Source organism: Alkalicoccus luteus, from assembly GCF_052061695.1.
In the GTDB taxonomy this organism is placed as follows: domain Bacteria; phylum Bacillota; class Bacilli; order Bacillales; family Salisediminibacteriaceae; genus Alkalicoccus; species Alkalicoccus luteus.
The window spans coordinates 139,939-158,879 of sequence record NZ_JBPZEY010000002.1 but is presented as its reverse complement, the minus strand read 5'-3'; the positions used below and the strand labels follow the sequence as shown (position 1 = coordinate 158,879).

At 47.2% G+C, this 18,941-nt stretch carries 23 protein-coding genes; all 23 read right to left on the bottom strand.

Going from position 1 to position 18,941, the window contains the following annotated elements; genetic code table 11:
- Nucleotides 1–15 precede the first annotated feature (15 nt).
- The 23 genes from ACSZLD_RS03040 to fliG all read right to left on the bottom strand — a co-directional run bounded on the left by ACSZLD_RS03040 (nt 16) and on the right by fliG (nt 18,927).
- Entirely contained in the window at nt 16–1,047 is a 1,032-nt protein-coding gene (locus tag ACSZLD_RS03040) for a protein-glutamate methylesterase/protein-glutamine glutaminase (protein WP_377908248.1), read from the bottom strand.
- Nucleotides 1,044–1,910 carry a MinD/ParA family protein gene (locus ACSZLD_RS03035; protein ID WP_444684187.1) on the bottom strand — a complete coding sequence of 289 codons (867 nt, stop codon included), beginning with the start codon at nt 1,908–1,910 and terminating at the stop codon, nt 1,044–1,046. The genes ACSZLD_RS03040 and ACSZLD_RS03035 overlap by 4 nt, the downstream gene beginning before the upstream one ends.
- Nucleotides 1,907–2,977 carry a flagellar biosynthesis protein FlhF gene (locus tag ACSZLD_RS03030; RefSeq protein WP_444684186.1) on the bottom strand — a complete coding sequence of 357 codons (1,071 nt, stop codon included), beginning with the start codon at nt 2,975–2,977 and terminating at the stop codon, nt 1,907–1,909. Before ACSZLD_RS03030 ends, ACSZLD_RS03035 begins: the two co-directional genes overlap by 4 nt.
- Entirely contained in the window at nt 2,974–5,019 is a 2,046-nt protein-coding gene (flhA, locus tag ACSZLD_RS03025; protein ID WP_377908245.1) for a flagellar biosynthesis protein FlhA, read from the bottom strand. The genes ACSZLD_RS03030 and flhA overlap by 4 nt, the downstream gene beginning before the upstream one ends.
- A 24-nt stretch (nt 5,020–5,043) precedes the next feature.
- Nucleotides 5,044–6,123, bottom strand: coding sequence for a flagellar biosynthesis protein FlhB (gene flhB, locus ACSZLD_RS03020; protein ID WP_377908244.1), 1,080 nt, complete (start codon nt 6,121–6,123; stop codon nt 5,044–5,046).
- Complete coding sequence (gene fliR, locus ACSZLD_RS03015; protein ID WP_444684185.1) at nt 6,123–6,896, bottom strand: flagellar biosynthetic protein FliR; 774 nt, start codon at nt 6,894–6,896, stop codon at nt 6,123–6,125. Before fliR ends, flhB begins: the two co-directional genes overlap by 1 nt.
- 2 nt (nt 6,897–6,898) lie before the next feature.
- Nucleotides 6,899–7,168, bottom strand: a complete 270-nt coding sequence (fliQ, locus tag ACSZLD_RS03010) for a flagellar biosynthesis protein FliQ (protein WP_168004625.1) — start codon at nt 7,166–7,168, stop codon at nt 6,899–6,901.
- Nucleotides 7,169–7,179: 11 nt separating this feature from the next.
- Nucleotides 7,180–7,860, bottom strand: coding sequence for a flagellar type III secretion system pore protein FliP (gene fliP, locus ACSZLD_RS03005; protein WP_377908242.1), 681 nt, complete (start codon nt 7,858–7,860; stop codon nt 7,180–7,182).
- The gene (locus ACSZLD_RS03000) at nt 7,857–8,510 is read right to left on the bottom strand and encodes a flagellar biosynthetic protein FliO (protein ID WP_444684184.1); all 654 of its coding nucleotides are present in this window, start codon (nt 8,508–8,510) and stop codon (nt 7,857–7,859) included. The genes fliP and ACSZLD_RS03000 overlap by 4 nt, the downstream gene beginning before the upstream one ends.
- Nucleotides 8,511–8,527: 17 nt before the next feature.
- Nucleotides 8,528–8,890 carry a response regulator gene (locus tag ACSZLD_RS02995; protein WP_377908240.1) on the bottom strand — a complete coding sequence of 121 codons (363 nt, stop codon included), beginning with the start codon at nt 8,888–8,890 and terminating at the stop codon, nt 8,528–8,530.
- Nucleotides 8,891–8,909: 19 nt separating this feature from the next.
- The gene (gene fliY / locus ACSZLD_RS02990) at nt 8,910–10,094 is read right to left on the bottom strand and encodes a flagellar motor switch phosphatase FliY (RefSeq protein WP_444684301.1); all 1,185 of its coding nucleotides are present in this window, start codon (nt 10,092–10,094) and stop codon (nt 8,910–8,912) included.
- Entirely contained in the window at nt 10,087–11,079 is a 993-nt protein-coding gene (gene fliM, locus ACSZLD_RS02985) for a flagellar motor switch protein FliM (RefSeq protein WP_444684183.1), read from the bottom strand. Before fliM ends, fliY begins: the two co-directional genes overlap by 8 nt.
- Before the next feature lie 31 nt (nt 11,080–11,110).
- Nucleotides 11,111–11,545: a flagellar basal body-associated protein FliL gene (fliL, locus tag ACSZLD_RS02980; protein WP_377908238.1), complete on the bottom strand. Its 435-nt coding sequence runs from the start codon at nt 11,543–11,545 to the stop codon at nt 11,111–11,113.
- Nucleotides 11,532–11,765 (bottom strand): flagellar FlbD family protein, encoded by a 234-nt coding sequence (locus ACSZLD_RS02975; protein ID WP_377908237.1) that lies wholly within the window; start codon nt 11,763–11,765, stop codon nt 11,532–11,534. The genes fliL and ACSZLD_RS02975 overlap by 14 nt, the downstream gene beginning before the upstream one ends.
- Before the next feature lie 64 nt (nt 11,766–11,829).
- Complete coding sequence (flgG, locus tag ACSZLD_RS02970) at nt 11,830–12,705, bottom strand: flagellar basal body rod protein FlgG (protein ID WP_444684182.1); 876 nt, start codon at nt 12,703–12,705, stop codon at nt 11,830–11,832.
- Between the two features lie 77 nt (nt 12,706–12,782).
- Nucleotides 12,783–13,145 carry a TIGR02530 family flagellar biosynthesis protein gene (locus tag ACSZLD_RS02965; RefSeq protein WP_377908235.1) on the bottom strand — a complete coding sequence of 121 codons (363 nt, stop codon included), beginning with the start codon at nt 13,143–13,145 and terminating at the stop codon, nt 12,783–12,785.
- 12 nt (nt 13,146–13,157) lie between these two features.
- Nucleotides 13,158–13,604: a flagellar hook assembly protein FlgD gene (flgD, locus tag ACSZLD_RS02960; RefSeq protein WP_377908234.1), complete on the bottom strand. Its 447-nt coding sequence runs from the start codon at nt 13,602–13,604 to the stop codon at nt 13,158–13,160.
- Nucleotides 13,604–14,842, bottom strand: coding sequence for a flagellar hook-length control protein FliK (locus ACSZLD_RS02955; RefSeq protein ID WP_444684181.1), 1,239 nt, complete (start codon nt 14,840–14,842; stop codon nt 13,604–13,606). The genes flgD and ACSZLD_RS02955 overlap by 1 nt, the downstream gene beginning before the upstream one ends.
- Nucleotides 14,843–14,874: 32 nt before the next feature.
- Complete coding sequence (locus tag ACSZLD_RS02950) at nt 14,875–15,405, bottom strand: magnesium transporter MgtE N-terminal domain-containing protein (RefSeq protein WP_444684180.1); 531 nt, start codon at nt 15,403–15,405, stop codon at nt 14,875–14,877.
- Nucleotides 15,406–15,412: 7 nt separating this feature from the next.
- Nucleotides 15,413–15,856, bottom strand: coding sequence for a flagellar export protein FliJ (gene fliJ / locus ACSZLD_RS02945; RefSeq protein WP_377908231.1), 444 nt, complete (start codon nt 15,854–15,856; stop codon nt 15,413–15,415).
- Nucleotides 15,853–17,178 (bottom strand): flagellar protein export ATPase FliI, encoded by a 1,326-nt coding sequence (gene fliI, locus ACSZLD_RS02940; protein WP_444684179.1) that lies wholly within the window; start codon nt 17,176–17,178, stop codon nt 15,853–15,855. Before fliI ends, fliJ begins: the two co-directional genes overlap by 4 nt.
- Nucleotides 17,175–17,924, bottom strand: a complete 750-nt coding sequence (locus tag ACSZLD_RS02935; RefSeq protein ID WP_444684178.1) for a FliH/SctL family protein — start codon at nt 17,922–17,924, stop codon at nt 17,175–17,177. The genes fliI and ACSZLD_RS02935 overlap by 4 nt, the downstream gene beginning before the upstream one ends.
- On the bottom strand, nt 17,917–18,927 hold the full coding sequence (fliG, locus tag ACSZLD_RS02930; protein WP_377908228.1) for a flagellar motor switch protein FliG: 1,011 nt from the start codon (nt 18,925–18,927) through the stop codon (nt 17,917–17,919). Before fliG ends, ACSZLD_RS02935 begins: the two co-directional genes overlap by 8 nt.
- Nucleotides 18,928–18,941: the final 14 nt, after the last annotated feature.

Below are 18,941 nucleotides of genomic sequence, written 5' to 3'. Positions count from 1 at the left end.
AGCCCTCCATATAATTCAGCATCGTCTGACAATCTCAGCGGCCATCTCATGCAAATGATGAACGGCTGTTACTAGTCCTGTAGACTCAGCTGCACGCGGCATACCATAAACAATGCATGATGCTTCTGATTCAGAGAGACATGTATAAGGACTGTGAGAAGCAATTTGCTTCAATCCTTCGGCCCCATCTTTTCCCATGCCAGTTAAAATAACGGCCGTGACATGCTCAAATTGCGCCTTAGCTGCGGAAGTGAACAACACATCAACTGCTGGACGATGTCCATGTACAGGTTTTTCCTGATCTAATTGTAATGATACATTAGTCCCTTTTCTAATCATAGTTAAATGGTATCCTCCCGGAGCAATATACGCAACACCATTTTTAGCAATTTCACCAGATTCTGCTTCTTTCACAGTAATTGCTGACAGATTATTTAACCGTTTGCTGAGAGAAGCAGTGAAGCCTGCAGGCATGTGCTGAACGATGAAAACAGGACAAGGCAGGTCTTTCGGGAGCAGCGGCAGCACCATTTGCAGTGCTTTTGGTCCTCCTGTGGAGGTGCCGATAACGACAGCTCGTTCAGAAGTCCCGGAGCTTTGAACGTTTGGAACTCGTTTCACTGGTGCAGAAAGTGAGACTGGACGATACTGTGCTTCCGCTGCAGCCCGAAGCTTACACGCTAACTCTTCAGAAAGACGATCCACTGAAGAGATTCCATTGTCTGGTTTAGCGATAAAATCGACAGCGCCGGCAGACAGTGCTTTCATCGTTTCTTCCGTTCCGGAGCTTGTCAGGCTGGAGACCATAATGACGTTAACCGGAGCCGTTTTCAACAACTCAGGAAGCGCTTCGAGACCAGTCATAATCGGCATTTCAACATCAAGCGTAATGATATCAGGCTTCAGGAGACGAGCTTGAATTATTGCTTCTCTCCCGTTTCGCGCCCGCCCGCAGACCGTAAAATCAGCCAGTAGTTCGATCGCGTCCGAAATCACCTTTCTCATAAAGGCCGAATCATCGACTACTAATACTCTATGATGCGTCACGGTCGTTCCCCCCTCAGAAAGAACGTCTTCAACCGCTCGGTGAAAGAGGAGGACGTCTGCTTCTTTTCACCCGCTAACGTATCTGCTGCCTGCTTAACTGCTTTGGAAGCTTTGGTCGCAGGTGCATGAAGGATGAAAGGGAGCTGGGTTTTCACTGCTTTTGCTACTGCTGCGTCATCCGGAATACTGCCTGCAAAGGCCACAGGAAAAGCCAGAAACTTCAAAGCGGCATGACGGAGACTGTCTGCTGTTCGTTTTCCTTCTTTTTCAGTTGACGCTCTGTTGACAAGAATGGAAACCGGTCTTGCTTCTTCAAGCTGACTGATAAATTTCAGGACAGCATACGCGTCCGTTACAGAGGTGGGCTCCGGCGTCGTAACGAGCAGCACATCATCAGCTGCCTTCAAAAACTGCAGGCTTTCGAACGTAATTCCAGCTCCGAGGTCGAAAATGAACCGGTCGTACATTCCTTCGAGTTTTTCAAGCTGCTGATTAAAACGATGCTGTTTGGCTTCATCAAGCGAAAAAAGTCTCTTAAGCGCACTTCCTCCGCTGATAAAATGGAGACCTGAATCGTGACAGGAAATGACCTCTTGAATGGCAAGCTCGTCATCAAGCATTTTCACAATACTTCCTTTCGCTTCAGTTCCTAAAAGGAGGTGTACGTTAGCCATGCCAATATCCAAGTCCATCAAAAGAACTTTTTCACCTCGATTAACGTACTCTAAGCCGAGATTCACTGACATATTCGATTTTCCGACTCCACCTTTTCCACTGCAGATCGCCGTAGTTCTGACCGGCTTCGCAGTGGATTGACGCTGCATCCGCATTCTTTCTCTAAGCATATACGCCTGATCATTCACGTTTCGTTCCTCCAGTCCAGCAGCCGATCTGTAAGCCTGTCTCTGTCCGCTGAAAGCAGATCATCCGGGACATTCTGTCCGGTCGTCATCACACTCACCGGAATACCAGCTGAACAGGCGATGCTGATTGCTGCCCCTGCAGTCACTGTTTCATCAAATTTCGTTAAAATAAGCGAATCCGGCTGGGCATGGGCAAATTGCGAAACGACCGCTTCCATATCCTCCAGCTTCGAAGTGGCTGAAAGCACTAAGTGCCGTTCCGAATCGGAATCGTCACCGAGAATGTCCTGAAGTTGGTTTACATAATGTGTGTTACGGTAATTTCGACCGGCGGTATCGATAAATACATGATCATAGTCGCTGAACTGATTTCGAAACCGCTGAATGTCTTCAGCTGAGTATGCTACTCCAACTGGAATTTCAAGAAGCTCTGCATAGGTTTTTAACTGTTCTACTGCCGCTATCCGATATGTGTCAGCCGTAATAAAAGCAGCCCTTTTTTTATCTTGGAGAACAGTTTTGGCAGCCAGTTTAGCTAATGTCGTCGTTTTGCCAACCCCAGTTGGACCGAATACCTGCACATATCGTGCTTCTGCAGCCGGAACAGGCGTAGGAATCAGTTCTGAAACAGCTTCTTTCACAGCTGACTCTAATGCTTTAGCTCCCGGCTCAGCATCAGCGGAGTACCAGACTCGAAACAGTTTATCCTTTATCTTTTCTGTCTCTGCTTCACCGAGACCTGCTTTTTGTAACCGTTGCAGCCAGCTGCCTATCGCATCCGGCGAGGATATTTTCATTTCTCCTGCGCTGATACTCTCATCCGGTGCATTGGCAGGCGCTTCCATTTTCAATCGGTTCACTTGGTTCACCGTTTTTTGCGGCTTTCCTACTCCTGGATCAGGGTCATGAGCAGCTGTCACTTCAACAATTGTTTTGGCTAAGAGACCAAATATGCCTCCCGTTTTCCGTTTTCTTGAATGCAGAATCACGGCGTGTATCCCCAGGTCCTGCTTCACTCTCGCCATTGCTTCTCCCATGGAAGGAGCTGTATATTTCTTTACTCTCATTTCACATTCACCACCCCTGTGCTCTGCACTTCAATATCGGGCTCCAGTTCGTTGTAGGAAAGTACAGGTACTTGCGGAAGATACCGCTCAATCAGATGTCTAATATACATTCGGACAGCTGGTGAACAGAGAATAACAGGTGCACGCCCCATTTCCTGCATTTTTTCTGACTCTTGCATCACGGCTTCTACGAGCTTTTGCGCATTTTCCGGATCAAGGTTTAAGAAAGCCCCGTGTTCCGTCTGCTGCACGGCATCTGCGACCATTTTTTCAACTGAGCCGCTAACCGTCATGACAAATAGCGGCTCTCCTTCTGATGCGTATTGAGCCGAAAGCTGTCTGGACAGGGCCTGCCTCACATACTCTGTCAGAACATCTGTATCCTTCGTCATTCTGCAGTAGTCTGCAAGAGCTTCAAAGATGACAGGCAAGTTTCGGATTGACACTTTTTCCTGCAGCAGTTTTTTCAGCACCTTTTGTACCTCTCCCGTAGAAAGCGGTGTCGGCGTCACATCTTCTACGAGTGTTGGATAGCTTTCATTCATATGGTCTATCAACTGCTTTGTTTCCTGGCGACCGAGCAGCTCATGGGCGTGCTTTCTGATAACTTCTGTCAGATGAGTGGAGACAACCGAAGGAGGGTCAACCACCGTGTAGCCTGATAGTTCAGCGGGTTCTTTCATGTCCTCAGAAATCCACAGGGCCGGTAGTCCAAATGCAGGTTCTATTGTATCGATTCCTGTAATTTGCTCATCATCTATTCCAGGACTCATCGCCATATAATGGTCAAGCAGCAGCTCTCCACGTGCCAGTTCACTGCCCTTAATCTTAATAACATATTCGTTAGGCTGAAGCTGAATGTTATCTCGAATCCGGATCACCGGAACGACCATTCCCATTTCTACCGCCAGCTGACGCCTTATCATGACTACTCTGTCCAGAAGATCGCCGCCCTGGTTTGTATCTGCAAGCGGAATCAGGCCGTAGCCAAATTCAAATTCCACTGGATCTACCTGCAATAAATTTACGACACTTTCTGGTGAGGTGAGATCTTCCTCTGTTTCCGGCGGTGGACTGTCGTCAGGATCCTTCCACATTTCTTCTGCCAGCTGCGACCGGACGAGCATAAAGCCGCCTATCCCGAGTACAGCTGCAATAGAGGTCGTGACGAGCAGGTCAATCGGTGTGAAGATACCTAGCGCCGCAATTGTTGCACCTGCTACGTAAAGCATTTTTGGATAAGCAAACAGCTGCGTCGTTACGTCATGACCGAGGTTGCCTTCGGAAGCTGCTCTTGTGACGACGATCCCGGTAGCTGTGGAAATAAGCAGCGCAGGTATTTGACTGACAAGGCCGTCTCCGACTGTCAGCAGTGTATATTTGTTGGCAGCCTCTGCAAGGGCAAGCCCCTCCTGCAGCATGCCGATTACCAGTCCGAAAATAATGTTTATGATGACGATCACGATTCCTGCGATCGCATCTCCTTTTACAAATTTACTGGCTCCATCCATCGAGCCGTAAAAATCAGCTTCTCGTTCAATTTTTTGCCTGCGTTCCTTTGCTTCTATGTCAGAAATCATACCTGCATTCAAATCAGCATCGATACTCATCTGTTTTCCAGGCATCGCATCCAGGGTGAATCGCGCCCCTACTTCTGAGACACGCTCCGCTCCTTTTGTGATAACGATGAATTGAATGACGACAAGAATGACGAATACAACAAAGCCGACTAAGGCGTTACCGCCGACAACAAACTGTCCGAATGTTTCGATCACGTTTCCGGCGTCTCCCTGGTTACCGAGAATTGCCCGGGTGGTGGAAACGTTCAACCCCAGTCTGAACAACGTGACTAACAGCAGCAGCGTTGGAAAAATTGAAAACTGCAGCGGCTCTCTTGTATTCATCGATACGAGAATAATCAGCAGAGCGAAGGTGATATTGATAATAATCAGAAAATCAATAATGACTGTTGGAAGCGGAATGATCAGCATGATCACTATTAAAATAACAGTCAACAATATGCTTAGATCTTTTAATGGCATGACGTGTAATCTCCTTCACTCCGCTCAGATTTTCTGCTGAATGCGATACACATAGGCTAATACCTCTGCTACGGCTTTAAAAAGATCTTCCGGTACCTGATCTCCGATTTCAGCCTCTGCATACAGAGCTCTCGCAAGCGGTCTGTTCTCCACCATGACAACTTCATGCTGTCTGGCCGTGTTCTTTATTTTCAGCGCGATATAGTCAACCCCTTTTGCGGTTATGACAGGTGCCTCCATGGCGTTCTCATCATATTTCAGCGCAATTGCATAGTGCGTCGGGTTCGTAATAACAACATCCGCTTTCGGTACCTCCTGCATCATTCGGCTCATCGCCATCTGACGCTGTTTCTCTTTAATTTTTGATTTGATGAGCGGATCACCCTCTGTTTTTTTATACTCATCCTTGACATCCTGCTTTGACATGCGGATGTTTTTTTCAAAATCGTATTTCTGATACATATAGTCGAGGATCGCCAGAAAGATCAGCAGAAACGCTACCGCCAGGCCCATAATCACGATCAGCCTGCCTATCAACATCATGCCATCCCGTATGGAATACAATCCGAGCCGGAGCAGGTCATCAATAAAAAAGTACATGACACCTCCAGTAACAATTCCAACGAGCAGAATTTTCATCATGGATTTTAAAAATTCAACGAGTGCCCGGATTGAAAAAATTCGCTTAAACCCTTTAATCGGATCAATTTTTTCAAGCTTCATTTTTATTGCTTCCGGCGCAAACAGCACGCCTACCTGCAAGAGATTTGCCGCGACACCGGCTGCTCCGGCTGCCAGCATAACCGGTGCCGTGATTAAAAACGCCTGAAAAGAAAATTCGAGCATGAGCATATGCAGATTTTCTTCTGTAAGCTCCATCAGCATGAAATCCGTAAACGTAAAGCGGAGCATCGCCATGAGTTCCTGTGTAATGTAGCTTCCCATGAGCCAGAAAAGCAAAAATACCAGCATAAGAATAAATGCCGTATTCACATCCGTGCTTTTCGCAACCTGTCCTTTATTCCTTGATTCCAGCCTTTTCTTAGGCGTCGCTTTCTCGGTTTTTTCTTGTGCAAAATGTTGAAGATCCAGCTGCAGGTGCATTAGACGCCTCCGTATATCTGCATAAGTGTACGCATCGTTTCTATCGTCGTATCAACCAGATGCTGGACGAGCATCAAAAACGGTGCCATCGTCAGTATCAGCACGATCAGTCCCAGAAATATTTTAAGTGGAAGCCCAACAACAAAAACGTTCACCTGCGGCACGGTACGTGCAATCATGCCGAGTGCGACATCAACTAGAAAAATGGATCCCACAACAGGCATCGACATTTGAAACGCGATAATAAACATTGTGCTGAATGTGACGATAATAAAATCGATAAGTCTTTCATCTCCGAACGGCAAAAATGGCTGATCAAGCGGAATATATTGATAGCTGAAGTAGGCTCCGTCAATCATCAGGTGATGGCCGTCTACTGCTAAAATAAACAGCAGTGCAAATGTATACAAGTAGCTTCCTAGCAGCGGCGACTGGGTTCCGGTTTGAGGATCCACCACATTTGCAATTAAAAATCCGAGTTTAAGGTCAATTAATCCACCAGCTATCTGTACTGCATACAACAAAATGACTGCGACTAGCCCGATTGTGAGACCGACAAGCGCTTCCTTTAAGACGAGTAAAAAATAACTGTAGTCTATTTCCAGAACCGGCCAATCTTCTGTAAAGAATATAATCCATGACATACATACAGCGACGCCTATTTTCAGTTGACCCGGGACTGTTTGATAGGAGAAAAACGGAAGCGTCATCATAAAGGCTGACATTCTGACAAGAATCAGCAGAAATGCCGGAAACCATTCCAACCACTCCATGGCTATCCGATAAACTGATGCAGGTTGCTGAAAATTGATTCAGCAAATGTAAGCAGCTGCGTCAGCATCCACGGTCCAAACACAATCAGTGCGATCATGACCCCTGCAATTTTCGGAATGAAAGCCAGCGTTTGTTCCTGTATTTGAGTCGTTGCCTGAAAAATACTGACCCCGAGTCCTATCGCGAGCGCCGTCAGCAGCAGCGGTGCTGCTATAAGGAGCGTGACGAACACGCCTTGTTCTGCCCAGCCGAGCACCATTTCCTGACTCATGCGTAAACCTCCTAAAAGCTGTATAATAGCGATCGTACAATTAAATGCCAGCCGTCGACCATTACAAAGAGTAATACTTTAAACGGCAGTGCGATCATCACAGGCGGAAGCATCATCATCCCCATTGACATGAGTACACTTGCGACGACCATATCGATGACGAGAAAGGGAACAAAGATCATAAACCCGATTTGAAAAGCCGTTTTCAATTCGCTGATGGCAAACGCAGGTACCAGAGCCGTTAACGGAATATCATCCAGCGTTTCCGGTCGCTCTTCCCCGGCATATCCCATAAACAGCGCCAAATCCTTTTCTCGCGTATGTTCGGCCATGAACTGCTTCATAGGTGCTGCAGCCTCTTCGAAAGCTTCCTCCTGAGTGAGCTCTCCATCAAACATCGGCTGCAGGGCATTCTCATTTACTTCCGAAAAGACCGGAGCCATCACAAAAAATGTAAGAAAAAGAGCCAGTCCGACGATGACTTGGTTTGGCGGCATCTGCTGTGTTGCGAGTCCGGAACGGACAAATGACAGCACAATAACGATTCTCGTAAAACTCGTCATTAATATTAAGATCGCCGGTGCGATAGACAGAACCGTCAGTAACAAAAGCAGCTGCACGGTGGACGTTAGATTCTCACCGTCCTGGCTGAAAATATCCAGAGCTGGTATCTCAATAAATGCTGTCATCATTTTTTACGAGCCTCCAGCGCCTCTTTCACTTTACTGTGAGACTGCTTTACGCGATCGAGCTCTTTGGAAAGAAAAGAAGGGAACTGCTCTCCGCTGTCTGCAGCATATGGATTCTCTTTTTTTCTCGAAAACCAGCCTGCCACTGCTTGCTTCGAAACCGAAAAATCCGAACGCTCATCAGCCAGCAGTTTTTCGATTTCTTCCGCATCCGTAATTTCTTTTAACAGCGTGACGGTGTCTCCCACTCCCAGTACAAGGAGCCGGTCGCCTGCTTTTACAAGCTGTACGGATTTATTTGTCCCGATGCCGACCCCTCCTGCATTGACAAGTCCGCGTGTGCTGCTGAAATTTTTCGCTTTTTTGTTAACCAGCTTTAAGACAAAATAAAGCAGCGCCAGCACTGCAGCCAATCCGCCAAAGAGCTGCAGCGTCATCATAAACATGCCGCTTCCTTGATTGTCACCGTTAACAGGAAAAGGCGTTTCTACCTCATCCCAGCTTTCCTCTCCCTGAGGATCTCCGCTTTCATTTTCCGTACTCCCGTTTTGGAGTCCTTCAAGCACGCTTTGCTCTTGCTCACCGTATTCCGACTCCGCCCAAGCGGTAGCAGGAAAGAGCAGGATGATGCTGATTAAGAATAGTACCCGCACGTTACACGCCCCCTGTATTACCCAACCGATTTATTAATGGCTTCGAGCACCCGGTCTGCCTGAAACGGCTTTACGATAAAATCTCTCGCACCTGCCTGGATCGCATCGATTACCATTGCCTGCTGTCCCATCGCAGAGCACATAATCACATTCGCATCCGGGTCATGCTTTTTTATTTCCTTCAATGAAGAAATTCCATCCATCTCCGGCATCGTAATGTCCATCGTCACGAGATCTGGCGAAAGCTCCTTGTACAATTCAAGAGCCTGTGCCCCATCAGCTGCTTCACCCGCTATCACAAATCCATTCTTCTCTAAAATGTCCTTAATCATCATCCGCATAAATGCCGCATCATCTACTACGAGTACTTTTTTTCCCATTGTCCATTCTCCTCATCCGCTATCCGCGTAAATTTTTCATTCGGTCTTCTTTGCTGACAATATCCAGTACGCGCACACCGAAGTTTTCATCGATGACGACGACTTCCCCTTTTGCAATCAGGCGCTGATTCACTAAAATATCTACCGGTTCTCCGGCCAGCTTGTCCAGTTCAACTATCGATCCTTTTGAGAACTCCAAAATATCTTTGATGGAGCGCTTCGTTCTGCCCAGCTCAACCGTAACTTCAAGCGGTATTTCCATCAGCATTTCCAGATTTCTTGTTTCCTGATCGCTTAACTGCGGACCTGAAAAATCTGTAAAGGCTGCTTCATGAATATCTGCTTCCCGCTGCGGATGCCTTGTACCGACATGCTGAGGCTGATGGTTGGGTTCATTTAAGCGCGCGCTCTCCGCGGGCGTCCTGCTTTCTTTTTCAGGTTCAGCGGCAGCTGCCGGCTGATCCTCCGTTACCGTTTCCAGTACCTCATTCGGGATATCCTGTGCAGCAGGGTTCATCAGCTTTTGCACCATGTTTTTTGCAAACGACAGGGTAAACAGCTGCATAATTTTCGAATCGATGAGTGTTCCGATTTTTAAATCAAATGATATTTGTACGAGCTGATCGTCATCCGGAAGCTCCGCGCCATCCGGATCCTCCTGCAGATCCATGATAGAAATGCCCGGTGGCGATATATCTACTTTTTGATTGAATATCGTCGACATGGAGGTGGAAGCTGAACCCATCATCTGATTCATCGCTTCCTGTACGGCACTCATTTCCATTTCGCCAAGCTGTTCTTCTACGTTCATCCCATCATTGCCCATCATCAGGTCTGCAATGATTGCAGCATCCTTCGTTTTAATTACGAGAAGGTTCACGCCTTCAAACCCTTCCGTGTACTCGACAGATACAGCAACGTGCGGTTTTGGGAATTCCTGCTGCAGCGATTCACGGGCAACCATCTGTACTTTTGGAGTTGTAATGTCGACCTTCTGATTAAGTAGCGTAGACAGTGCAGTAGCCGAACTTCCAAATGCTATGTTGCCGATTTCACCCAGCGCATCCTCTTCTATCGCCTCGAGCCCTGCTTCTTTTGGTGGAATCTTTTCGGCTTCAGGCTCAGGTGCCGGATCGGGTTCCTCTTCATCCAGGCCGTTCAACAATTCATTTATTTCGTCTTGTGAAAGCATATCGTCATTCATCATTATCCAGTCCCTCCAGTACTTCCGTGACCTGTACAGCAAGTGATTGTTTCATTTTACCTGGCTGTACTTTAAATTTGGATTCTTCGCCAACTCTGGCCGTAAGCGGTCTATCGTATTTTTGATTTAGTTCGATCATGTCGCCGCCGCCGAGCGATAAAAACTCCTCAATGGTGACATCGGTCCTGCCCAGCTCGACGATGAAGGGGACCTGGGAGCCTTTCACATGCCACTCCAATGATTGCAGCTCTTCTTCATTACGCTCCTTTTGCTTCTCCTGCATCCATAGATGAATCGACAATCTCGGAAGGATTGATTCAATGACTACGTGCGGAAGGCAAATATTGATCATCCCGGATGCTTCTCCAATTGCGGTTGAAAATGAAATAACGACAACCGTTTCATTTGGAGAAGCCAGTTGAAGAAATTGAGGATTGACCTCCACGTCCTCCATCACAGGATCGAACTCTTCCACTGAGAGCCAGGCCTCGCGGAAAACCTCCAGCATACGCTGAAACAGCTGGGTCATGATTTTAATTTCTATTTCCGTCAGATTTTCAACCTTGTTATATGGTTCTCCTCGTCCGCCGAGCATGCGGTCGAGCATTGCGTAGGCAATGTTTGGGTTCATCTCCATTACGAAGCGTCCATCAAGCGGAAATGGTTCAAACACGTTTAAAATCGTCATCTTCGGAACCGACCGGATAAACTCTTCGTAAGGGAGCTGATCGACAGAAGCTACCGAGATCGAAACGTACGTTCTTAGGTGAGCGGAAAGCTGGGTGGTCAGCAGCCTGGCGAAATTTTCGTGAATGCGCGTTATCGACCTGACCTGGTCTTTTGAAAAACGGAGCGCCCGCTTAAAGTCGTAGACTTTTATTTTCTTTTCTGTTTCTTCTTTTTTCAGCTCATCTGCGTCTACTTCTCCAGTAGATAACGAAGAGAGAAGAGCGTCGATCTCACTTTGTGAGAGCACATCTGCCATGCCAAACACCTCGCCTTATTGTAAAACCGGTTTATTGAATCACTTTCTGATTCATATAAACTTCTACGACATTGCCTTCTGTCATCAATTGATTTAATTCTTCCCGAATGCTGGCTTCTAAGTTACGAATTCCTTCAGATCCGCGAAAATCATCTACAGACCTGTCGGAAAGCTGTCCGATAATAATGTTTTCTACTTGAAACTGTCTCATTTCGAGCTCTGCTTTTGCATCTTCACTGTCTGCCTGCAGAACGAACGATGAACGAATAATCTGATTTGAGTACAGATTTGTCGTAATCTCTTCCGTTTCAAGCGACCTGCTTACAATTTCCTCAACTTTCGGTTCTTCTTCTCCCTCGACGCTCGTTTCGAAAAATTGTGTGTATAAAAAGAATGTAATGATACCGATCAGGGTCATAGCAGCCAGCACCATAAGCGTCACGTTCAGCAGCCTATTCTGAAGCATTTTTTTCCCCTTCCAACACGAGTCCGGCTGCTGTTCCAGCCAGTCCGACTTCTTGATAAAATCTCTTTATTTTTTCAGCCATCTGCTGCTCTGTTTCTAAAACGACCAGTTTTTTTCCGTTAATCAGGGTGATCGTTGTATCTGGAAAAGACTGAATTTGTTCAATGAACAGGGCGTTCAGCATAAATGGCTGGCTGTTTAAACGGGTCAGTTCAATCACTCAGCCACCTCCAATTAAGACGACGGAGCAGCAGAACTGCTGCCCGGTTCGCCGTTAGTTATATTTAACGCTTCAGATTAACGAGCTCCTGAAGGATTTCATCTGATGTTGTAATCATTCGTGTATTCGCCTGAAATCCACGTTGAGCAATAATCATTTCGGCAAATTCCTCGGAAAGATCGACGTTCGACATTTCAAGAGAAGCACCGACTAATTCGCCGCGCCCCTGAGTACCAGGCGTGCCAAACTGCGGATCACCAGAGTTCGCCGTGACGGCGTACGTATTGTTGCCTGCCTTATTCAGTCCACCCGGATTAGCAAAGTTTGCCATGGAGATACGCCCGAGTACAGCAGACTGACCATTTGAAAATACTCCGTTAATTTCTCCAGACGGTGCGATACTGAAGCTTTGCAGAGTTGCCTCCGCATCATCGATATCAGCTCCTATATCACCAGCTGCTGCACCTGCTTGAATAGTCAGTGGACCAAGCGCTCCCTCCCCGAAGGCATCAGCGTCATTTCCTGGACCGACACCCATTACGCTTAGCCCGTCACCGTTCACTAATGTTCCGGTTGAATCCAGGTAAAAGTTGCCGGCGCGGGTGTACATCATCTGATCGCCGTCCTGAACGACAAAGTAGCCGTCACCGGTAATCGCCAGATCAAGATCGCGGCCGGTGGTTTGAAGGGAGCCTTGCGTATTAACCGTATCGATTGTTGACATGCCGCCGCCAAGGCCAATCTGCTGCGGGTTTGTTCCGCCTCGTTGAGCACCGGCAGCACCGGCCCCCTGCATCTGCTGACTGACGAGGTCGTTAAAAGTCGTCCGTCCTTTTTTAAATCCGTGTGTGTTAACGTTTGAAATGTTGTTTCCGATAACATCCAGCTTGTTTTGGAAGTTCCCCATCCCGCCAATACCTGAATATAATGATCGAAGCATCGTATGCTATCCCCTTTCGAATGTAGGCGCTGCATCTGTCAGTCAGCAGCGCATCGGCTTCCCGAAGGTCCAGCCGACTATAAAATGATGGTGCCGTTAATATTACTGAAAATACTTCCGTTGCTCTCGCCGCGTTCGACTGCAGTGATGACTGTCTTACTGGCCGTATTAACAACCAGTGCAGCGTCAGCCGTTATAACAACGGAGTCGGTTACTCCTTTTTGTTCTGCTTCGGACAGTTTCTGATCCATCGTTCTCCAAGTATCCGAAGAAATGGATATATCTCTTTCCTGCATTCGTTTTGCTGCGTGTTTACTCAGCTGAATACCTGATTCTGCAGACTGTAGAGCTGCTTTGAAGTCGGCTCTGCCGTTTTGCTCCGGTTTGTTCAATGCTCCAGGCGGCGGAAACTGGAGATGATGGGGCATGATCTTGGTCATTGTCCCTCTCCTTTACATTTGATTAACAGATCGAAGGCTGGAGGTCGGTATCTTTTCCTCTCCGACTGCAAGCATCGCTCGCCCATCTTTAAATAAAACGGAATCTACTATTCCTGTTTTTTCTGATTTGCGGCCTTCTTCGTCTTCCATTTCATACGTAATTTCCCGACCGATCAAATCGCTGTGCGAAACAAAACCATTCTGCTGCTGGCTTTCAAACATTTTTCTCATTGTTTCGTTCAAGTTCGTCATTTGCTCCAGTGTCGAAAACTGCGCCATTTGAGCAATAAACTCTTTATCTTCCATTGGATTCATTGGGTCCTGATTTTGAAGCTGCGTCAAAAGAATCTTAAGAAATGCATCTCGGTCTAAATCCTGCTGCGGCGCCTGGTTCTTTTTCTGTTTAACTAAATCTTCGTAGAATACAGGTTGAGGACTTGTTCCTGCCGATTGAAGCATTAGTCATTCACCTCCTCTAATAAGGATGCCATCAGCTCGCTGAAATCCAAATCTGTATCCTGCTCCTCTTCATCTTCCTGAGCAGCTTCAAGGTTTGGCTCCTGCTGTTGGCGTTTTGACTCCTGATGTTCTTTCCATTGCTGTACAGACTGTTGAATATCAATGCGGTCCAACTGTAAATTCTGCTGTTGAAAGGCTTGTTTAAGCTGATGCACAGTCTGCTCCATCACTTCTCTGGCCTGCGAGGTAAATGTCATGATTCTGGCTTGCATGACACCATTTACCTGCTGCAGTGTAACTTCCAGTCTGCCGAGGCTTTGTGGATGCAGACGGATTGTAAGTTGCTGCGCTCCGTTTTGCATCTGCTGTACTTGCAGTCGTTTCACCAGCGTTTCAAATTGCTTGATCATCGTCTCCTGCCTCCCGGTGCTTTCCGTAACGGCTGCCTGCATGGAAAGCGGGACAAACGTTTGAACACGGATATCCGGGAGCGGCTTATGATGTAAGAACGCCTCTGATTTGACGGGTTTCACAGGGGCTTTTTGTTTCATCACCGGAAGCGGTTCTTCAAAAACAGGTCGAGCTGCTGTCTGTTCTCCTGGCCGTCTAAAAATAAATGCCTGTTCGGGCGCTCTGACAGGTTCGTGTTGTTTCAATTCTGATTGAATCAGTACTAAAAGAGCTTCAGCTTCTTTCACTGTCAGCAGCTGGTTGACTTCCTTCAGCTCACCAGTGGCATCCTGCATATCGATCCACTTGGTTACTTCTTCTGCGAACAGCTCCAGAGCTGCTGAGTTCTTTATAGCACTGTAGAGTACTTCAGCTGCCACTCGTTCAAGCTTTATCAGGTCCAACGAATCGACTTCACCGCTGATCAGCTGTTCAATTTGGTGCAGGAGCGTTTGATTCTCCGTGTCGACAGGCTGTTTTCTTTGTTCTCCATCACCAGGCTGCTCTAAAATCAGTTCTCCGGATATTGCATCAATGGTAAAAACACCTTGTTCCTCCTGCAGCCTCTCCAACAATTCCCTGATTACTGTTTGCGCCTCTCTCGGCAGCATCAGGAGTGGAACATCAGCTTCATCCAGTAACTCTTCTGACATCAGCTCCTCTACTGGCTCGCCCGTATTTTCTTCCGCAAGCTGAAGCAAGTCCATAAAAGCGTGCTCAGATGATGCATCGTCTTTTGAATGAATCGGCGTTTCTGTCATTACTGCTCGCATAAGCTGTATGAGCATTTTTTCACCTCCTTTCGGTATCAGATCACTGATTATTCGCTCGACAGTGCATTGATGATCGCTGCCGCCTGATCTTCCTCCATTCTGGAGAGGATCTCGGCCCTGCTTGTCACCTGCATCCCCCTAAAATACGTTACTGCCTCTTCAAGCGTCATTTCTTCCATGATCGCCGCTGCTCTCGAAGCAGTCATAAGTTGAAGCGTACGAATCATATCCTCCAGTTCTTCAAGGGCCTGACTGGAATCTTCATTTTCATCTTCCTCTTCTTCGAATTCGGGATCTTCCTCTTCAGCAGCAGCAAGCGCTTCTTCCAGCTCTAATTCCAATTCCTCAATACGTCGCTGCAGTTCCTGATTCTCATGGTGCAACACTGCTTCCTCTTCTTCATCGACTTCTTCTTCACTGAACAAAGAAGCGGTAAAATCAGCAGCATATCGAACTGGTTGAAAACCGAGATAGTACATGACTACTCCTGCCAGCATAACGGCAAACAAGACAGGAATAATCACTACCATAAAAATCAGCTGCAGTTTGCTCTGTTTTTTTTCTTTAACAGCGGGCATCGTTTGATCAACTCATCTTTCGTGAAAACTGGCGCATTGATATTTCATCCATGTTAAGCCGCTCAAGCCGTTTTTCTTCCAATTGAAACCGGTCTAATTCTTTTTTAAACAGCACATCGAATTTTCGAACGTCCTGCGACAGCTGCTGCAGAACCTTTTCTTTTTCCTGCATGTGGCGGCGCGCATGCTGTGTTTCGCGCTGCAGCGTGGCTATCATTTTCTCCAGGTAATCCATTTCCTGACGAAACTGAACGAGGTCTTCCGCCCTGATCCCCCCTGTCAAAGAGACATTTTGTTTGTCCGTTAATACTTCTTTTCTTTTTAGTGACTCAAACAAACGGCTGCCGCATTCCTCAAAGTGATCAGCTGCTCTTGCAAATGCAGCCGCCGCATCAGCTCGCTCGTTTTCTTTTATTTCCTGCACTTTTCGAAGTGAGAACGTAAACGTCAAGTTTGTCCAGCTCCTTTGTAAACGACTTCAGTTAGGGCTTCAACTGCTTCAGGAAAGGACAAATGCTCATCCGCCTGCTGTTTGACAGCCTCCATCAAATCCGGGTAAAGCTTGAGGGCCCGGTCTACATGCGAATTAGCACCTTTTTTATAGGCTCCGATTGAGATGAGATCCTCATGCTCTTTATATACAGCCAGCAGATGCCTGAATTCTTCTGCGGTGCGCAAATGGTCCGGAGTACATAACTCGTTCATCACCCGGCTGATGCTTTGCAGAACGTTCACAGCCGGAAAATGTCCGCGGTTTGCGAGTTCTCTGTCGAGAACGATATGGCCATCCAAGATTCCGCGGACCGTGTCTGCAATTGGTTCGTTGAAGTCATCTCCATCAACTAAAACCGTATAGAAGGCTGTTATAGAGCCGTTTTTATTTGTCCCGCTTCGTTCAAGAAGTCTAGGTAACATAGCAAATACGGACGGTGTATATCCCTTGGTTGCCGGTGGCTCACCAGCTGCCAGGCCTATTTCCCGCTGCGCCATTGCTACTCTCGTTACGCTATCCATCATTAAATTAACGTGCATGCCTCTATTTCGAAAGTATTCAGCAACTGCGGTAGCGGTCATAGCTCCCTTTACACGCATCAGCGCCGGCTGATCTGAGGTTGCTGCTACCACGATCGTCCTGCTCATACCTTCCAGTCCCAGATCCCGTTCGATAAAATCCTTGACTTCCCGCCCCCGTTCCCCGATCAGTGCAATTACGTTAATATCTGCATCTGAATGTTTCGCTATCATGGAGAGCAGCGTACTTTTGCCAACGCCGCTTCCAGCGAAAATACCAAGCCGCTGACCTTTTCCAATCGTAAAAAGTGAATCAATCACTTTTACACCTATCGGGAGAACCTGTTCAATTCTCGGCCTTGATAAAGGAGAAGGGGGGTTATTATCCGTCGAAATATTTGTTAATCCAAATATCGGATCTCCTTTTTCCAGCGGTCTGCCCAGCCCGTCCAGGACGGTGCCGATAAGTCCTGTTCCTACAGGAACCTTCCACGGGCTGCCGCTATTTTTCACTAGATTTCCTGGTGCAACGGACGTTACTCTATCGTATGGCATCAGAAGGAGACTTCCTTTCCGGAACCCCACAACTTCAGCTGGAATTTTCTGACCTGCAGAAGTAGAGATGAAGCAAACATCACCGATAGAAGCTACGGGGCCGGCGGACTCGATCATCAATCCGATTACCTGGCGAACTTTTCCGTATTCGACAAACGAAGAGCTGCGATCGACGATTTGCATCAGGCTGGCGATGTGGCTGCTCATGTGATGGCCGCTCTGCTTGCAAATAGTTTTTTCTTCAGTTCGTTCAACTGCACGTCTGCCCCTGCATCAATGCGGGAAGTCTCTGTTTCAATCGCGAGACCACCGGCATCCAGATCCGGATCCGGAAGTAATATAAGCTCCGCTGCAGGCCCGGCTGCTTCCTCCAGTTCATTTCGCTGAGAACAGATGAGCGCATAATCTGCTTGAGAAGCATAAACGGTAACAGTTTCTGTCCAGCTTCTGCTTTTTAACACTGCCTTTGTCATGTCAACATAAAAGCTACGTTCCTCCAGCTCACAGCCGATTATTTTCTCTGCAAGATGAAAAGCAAGTTTTAAGACATCCGTTTGCGATTCTTCCAGCTGATGCATTCGTTCCGTGAAAGCAAGTTCTACGATGGATGCAGCATCAGCGATCTGCTCTTTCCAATTCTGAGCTGCTTGCGCACTGCCTTCCTCAAATCCTGCATGGAAGCCTTCTCTCTCTGCCTCTTCATACATTTGCTGCGCCTTTTCCTTCATCTCGGATTCCAAATACGACAAACGCTCATTGACTTCGCGCTTTTGGCTGTTGAGCTCTTCCTGCTGTAAATAAATATCTTGCATCTGTTCCTGAACGATCTCTCTTTCGGCTTTTTCAGGAGCTTCCAGAGAAGCGGCAGCTTCTTCAGCTGCCGACATTTCAAAGGGGCGAATGATTTTAACAGAGGAGCTTGGAAGTCCGGATTTCCGAATAATGCTAGACAATGATATCATCTCCTCCGCCGCGGGCTATGACTATTTCACCAGATTCCTCCAGTCTCCTGATTGTACCTACAATTCGTGTCTGCGCTTCTTCCACATCACGCAGTCTGACGGGTCCCATAAATTCCATTTCTTCCTGGAATGTTTCGGACATTCGCTGCGACATGTTTGTAAAAACAATGTTCTTCACTTCCTCGCTAGCCACTTTCAGAGCAAGCTGTAAATCGTTGTTTTCCACGTCCCTGATAACGCGCTGAATCGAACGATTATCGAGAGTGACAATATCTTCAAATACAAACATACGCTTTTTAATTTCTTCTGCGAGCTCTGGATCCTGTATTTCCAACGCATCTAAAATAGTCCGTTCTGTGCTTCGGTCCACGCTGTTCAGCACTTCTACTACAGATTCAATTCCGCCTGCTTCCGTAAAGTCCTGTGTGACTGTCGAAGACAGCTTTTTCTCAAGAATGGATTCAACCTCATGAATAATCTCAGGTGATGTGCTGTCCATAATCGCAATTCGTTTAGCAACATCCGCCTGCAGCTCTTGCGGCAGCGCAGACAGAATTTGTCCAGACTGCTCACTGTCCAAGTATGAGAGTACCAGGGCGATTGTCTGAGGATGTTCATTTTGAATAAAGTTGAAAATTTGCATCGAATCCGTTTTTCTTGCAAAGTCAAACGGACGTACTTGCAAAGTAGACGTCAGCCTGCTGATTATAGCATCGGCTTCTTCACCGCCGAGCGCTTTTTCCAGCACATCCTTTGCATACCCGATACCGCCCTGCGAAATATATTCCTGTGCGACTGCCAGCTTATGGAACTGATCCAGAATCTCATCTTTTTGCTCCTGCTCCACTCGTCTCACACCGGCGATTTCCAGCGTTAATTTTTCAATCTCTTCTTCAGATAAATGTTTATACACCTGAGCTGAAACGTCCGGACCCATTGAGATGAGGAGGATGGCCGCTTTTTGACGGCCGGTCAATTCTTTTCGCTTTGCCATGATACGCTCCTCCT

Coding starts and splice junctions, on each gene's coding strand:
- ACSZLD_RS03030 (WP_444684186.1), bottom strand. CDS start 2,977: ATGAGAGTAAAGAAATATACAGCTCCTTCCATGGGAGAAGCAATGGCG.
- flhA (WP_377908245.1), bottom strand. CDS start 5,019: ATGCCATTAAAAGATCTAAGCATATTGTTGACTGTTATTTTAATAGTG.
- flhB (WP_377908244.1), bottom strand. CDS start 6,123: ATGCACCTGCAGCTGGATCTTCAACATTTTGCACAAGAAAAAACCGAG.
- fliR (WP_444684185.1), bottom strand. CDS start 6,896: ATGGAGTGGTTGGAATGGTTTCCGGCATTTCTGCTGATTCTTGTCAGA.
- fliQ (WP_168004625.1), bottom strand. CDS start 7,168: ATGAGTCAGGAAATGGTGCTCGGCTGGGCAGAACAAGGCGTGTTCGTC.
- fliP (WP_377908242.1), bottom strand. CDS start 7,860: ATGATGACAGCATTTATTGAGATACCAGCTCTGGATATTTTCAGCCAG.
- ACSZLD_RS02995 (WP_377908240.1), bottom strand. CDS start 8,890: ATGGGAAAAAAAGTACTCGTAGTAGATGATGCGGCATTTATGCGGATG.
- fliY (WP_444684301.1), bottom strand. CDS start 10,094: ATGAATGACGATATGCTTTCACAAGACGAAATAAATGAATTGTTGAAC.
- fliM (WP_444684183.1), bottom strand. CDS start 11,079: ATGGCAGATGTGCTCTCACAAAGTGAGATCGACGCTCTTCTCTCTTCG.
- fliL (WP_377908238.1), bottom strand. CDS start 11,545: ATGCTTCAGAATAGGCTGCTGAACGTGACGCTTATGGTGCTGGCTGCT.
- flgG (WP_444684182.1), bottom strand. CDS start 12,705: ATGCTTCGATCATTATATTCAGGTATTGGCGGGATGGGGAACTTCCAA.
- ACSZLD_RS02965 (WP_377908235.1), bottom strand. CDS start 13,145: ATGACCAAGATCATGCCCCATCATCTCCAGTTTCCGCCGCCTGGAGCA.
- flgD (WP_377908234.1), bottom strand. CDS start 13,604: ATGCTTCAATCGGCAGGAACAAGTCCTCAACCTGTATTCTACGAAGAT.
- ACSZLD_RS02955 (WP_444684181.1), bottom strand. CDS start 14,842: ATGCTCATACAGCTTATGCGAGCAGTAATGACAGAAACGCCGATTCAT.
- ACSZLD_RS02950 (WP_444684180.1), bottom strand. CDS start 15,405: ATGCCCGCTGTTAAAGAAAAAAAACAGAGCAAACTGCAGCTGATTTTT.
- fliI (WP_444684179.1), bottom strand. CDS start 17,178: ATGAGCAGCCACATCGCCAGCCTGATGCAAATCGTCGATCGCAGCTCT.
- fliG (WP_377908228.1), bottom strand. CDS start 18,927: ATGGCAAAGCGAAAAGAATTGACCGGCCGTCAAAAAGCGGCCATCCTC.